Source organism: Ruegeria sp. AD11(2025), assembly GCF_056542405.1.
The window spans coordinates 1-1,776 of sequence record NZ_JBQFZU010000095.1 but is presented as its reverse complement, the minus strand read 5'-3'; the positions used below and the strand labels follow the sequence as shown (position 1 = coordinate 1,776).

1 protein-coding gene is annotated in these 1,776 nt (G+C 61.1%); it reads right to left on the bottom strand.

The annotated features are described in order from the left end of the window. Window positions 1-1,772: sulfoacetaldehyde acetyltransferase (gene xsc / locus ACR1XY_RS24440; RefSeq protein WP_480597392.1), on the bottom strand; the 1,772-nt coding region annotated here is incomplete at its 3' end. Window positions 1,773-1,776: the final 4 nt, after the last annotated feature.

Genomic DNA, 1,776 nt, shown 5'->3' with positions numbered 1-1,776 from the left:
CCGGCCTGTGGTGTCATGTCGTTTTCGCTGATACCGGCGACTGCGACCGGTTTTTTCATCGCGTCACGACGGAAGGGCTCGCCCAGTTCCTGGTTGATCATGGCTTCGATCAGGGTGGTGATGCCGTTCTTCTGGTCCTCGATGGCCTGGTTCAGCGCCGCGGTCAGCTCGTCCTGAGTGCGGGCGACAACGCCTTTCAGGCCACAGGCCTGTGCGATACCGGCGTAAGACACTTTGGTGTCCAGTTCGGTGCCGACGAAATTGTCGTCAAACCACAGGGTCGAGTTCCGCTTCTCCGCACCCCACTGGTAGTTGCGGAAAACGATCTGGGTCACCGCGGGCCATTCGTCACGGCCGATTGCGGTCAGTTCAGTAACCGCGATACCAAAGGCACCGTCACCCGAGAAGCCGACGACCGGCACGTCCGGGCAGCCGATCTTGGCGCCGATCACCGACGGCAGGCCATAGCCACAGGGGCCGAACAGGCCCGGTGCCAGATACTTGCGGCCTTCCTCGAAGGACGGATACGCATTGCCGATGGCGCAGTTGTTGCCGATGTCGGACGAGATGATCGCCTCTTTCGGCAGTGCGGATTGAATCGCACGCCATGCCATGCGCGGGCTCATCCAGTCCGGCTTGGCGGCACGGGCACGTTCGTTCCAGGTGGTGCCCGGGTCGTCCTGCTCGTGATCCATCGAGGTCAGTTCCTGCGCCCAACGCGACTTTTTTTCCGCGATCTTCGCCTTGCGGGCGTCGCGACCATCGTCGCCTGCGGTGTCCGACAGCTGTGCCAGGATATTGGTCGCAACGGTGGCTGCATCGCCAACGATACCGACCGAAACCTTTTTGGTCAGGCCGATACGATCCGGGTTGATGTCGACCTGAATGATTTTCGCATTTGCCGGCCAGTATTCCAGACCGTAACCCGGCAGGGTCGAGAACGGGTTCAGACGGGTGCCGAGGCACAGAACCACATCCGCTTCCTTGATCAGCTCCATCGCGGCCTTCGAGCCGTTATAGCCCAGCGGACCGGCAAACAGCGGGTGCGAGCCGGGGAAGGCGTCGTTGTGCTGGTAGCCAACACAAACCGGCGCGTCCAGACGTTCGGCCAGCGCTTTCGAGGCTTCGATGCCGCCCGCGGACAGAACCGTACCGGCGCCGTTCAGAATGACCGGGTTCTTGGCTTCGGACAGCAGCGCGGCGGCTTCGGTAACAGCCGATGCACCACCGGAGGGCAATTCGAATTCGACCACGGCAGGCAGTTCGATATCGACCACTTGCGTGAAGAAGTCACGCGGCACGTTGATCTGCGCCGGCGCCGAGGCACGCTTGGCCTTGGTGATCACGCGGCTCAGAACTTCGGCCATCCGCGACGGGTCGCGCACTTCTTCCTGATAGCACACGCAGTCCGCAAACATGCGCATCTGTTCCATTTCCTGGAAACCGCCCTGACCCATGGTCTTGTTCGCGGCCTGAGGCGTTACCAGCAGCAGCGGGGTGTGATTCCAGTAGGCGGTCTTTACGGCGGTGACAAAGTTGGTGATGCCGGGGCCGTTCTGCGCGATCATCATCGACATTTTGCCGGTGGCGCGGGTGTAGCCATCGGCCATCATCCCGCCCGAGCCTTCATGCGCGCAATCCCAGAACGTGATGCCCGCTTTCCCGAAGATGTCCGAGATCGGCATCATCGCCGAACCAATGATACCAAACGCGTGTTCAATACCGTGAAGCTGCAGAACCTTAACAAAGGCCTCTTCCGTCGTCATTTTCATCTGT